Genomic DNA, 1,422 nt, shown 5'->3' with positions numbered 1-1,422 from the left:
CGGCGTAGCGTAGCGGGACGGTGGCCACCGGCGCTTGCCAGCGCAGCGTCTCATCAATGACGTCGTCCCACGAGGCGCTGCCGGCGTGGACGAGGTCGAGTTGGTCGGGGTGGGTCAGCAGGGCGTGGATGGCGTTGTCGATGAGGTTGACGGTGGTCTCATGCCCGGCTGCGACCATCAGGAACAGGGTGTCGATCAGTTCGGTTTCGCTGAGGCGGGAACCGCCGTCCTGATCGCGGGCGGCGATCAGGACGCTGGTCATGTCGTCTCCGGGGGTTTCGCGCTTGGAGGTGATCAGGTTGCTCAGGATGGTGTACGCGTCGCGTTGAGTGGCCATGACCTCCTCTGTGTCGGCGGAGGTGTGGAAGACGCTGTCGACGACGCGGCGTAGGTCATCGCGCGGGTTACCTGGGAGGCCGAGCAACTCGGCGATCACCCGCATGGGCAACTGGTAGGCGAACTCCTCACGAAGGTCGACGGCTTCACCGGCTGCGGTGCCGGCCATTCTGTCGAGGAGGTCGTCGGTGATCTGCTGAATGCGTGGCCGTAGCACTTGGGTGCGGCGTGGGGTGAACGCCTTAGAGATCAATGTGCGTAGCCGTTTGTGATCCGCGCCATACGCAGTGAACATGTTGTCCACCGCGACCCAGGTGTACAGGGGCCAGTGCGGCGGAATCTCCCCGTTGATGTAAGCAGGCCAGTGCTGGCGGGGGTCCTTGGATACGCGCGGGTCGGCGAGTAGCCGTTTGAGCGTGTCGTGGTGGGTTACCGCCCACGCAACCACGCCACCAGGGAGTTCCACCCGCGTCGCCGCGCCGGCGTCGCGGAGTCGGGATGCCTCGGCGTGGATGTCGCGGCCGTGTGCGTCCAGGTGGATGGGGCGGGGCTGGGATTCCACGGGCTGTCTCCAGGTGTGGCATTGACGCGGATGGGGGTGAAACGTACGGGCAGGGCGACCAAGGCCCGGTGAAAAGGTCCAGGTCGCCACTGAAGCCGGTCGGCGGGGAGGGCCAGTTCCATGTCCGGCAGGCGGTCCAGGATCCGTTCGATCGCGACAGCGGCGATCAGACGGGCGTGATTTTGCGCGGGGCAGGCGTGCGGGCCGGCGCTGAACGACAGATGAGCGCGGTTGCCCGGCCGATGTGTGGGCGTCGAGGCCAGCTGCGGATCGGTGTTGGCTGCGGCGAAGCCGATGACAACCGGCTCGCCCGCGCGGAGGCGAACTCCTCTCAGGTCCAGCTCACGCACCGGGTAGTGGATGGCGTAGTTGACCATGGGAGGGTCCTTCCACAGCACCTCATCCAGCGCGGCGTCGATGGGCATGCTTCCGCCGGACAGGCTGCCCGCAAACCGGTCGTCGGCAAGCAGCAGCCGCAGCGCATTGCCGATCAAGTTCTTCACCGGCTCGGTGCCGGCCGCGAT

The 1,422-nt window shown here is 66.7% G+C and carries 1 protein-coding gene and 1 pseudogene; both read right to left on the bottom strand.

The window, feature by feature from the left end; translation table 11 throughout:
* Positions 1-784 (bottom strand): cytochrome P450 (locus tag AB0M95_RS41010; RefSeq protein ID WP_363777206.1); only part of this gene is annotated, 784 nt, incomplete at its 3' end.
* A pseudogene (locus AB0M95_RS41005) lies at positions 766-1,422 on the bottom strand (cytochrome P450); the annotation flags it as partial. The gene AB0M95_RS41010 and the pseudogene AB0M95_RS41005, both read right to left, overlap by 19 nt.

The sequence above is a fragment of the Sphaerisporangium sp. NPDC051017 genome, from assembly GCF_040683095.1.
Lineage (GTDB): Bacteria > Actinomycetota > Actinomycetes > Streptosporangiales > Streptosporangiaceae > Sphaerisporangium.
The sequence above is the reverse complement of the archived record's forward strand: the minus strand, read 5'-3'. Positions and strand labels throughout refer to the sequence as shown.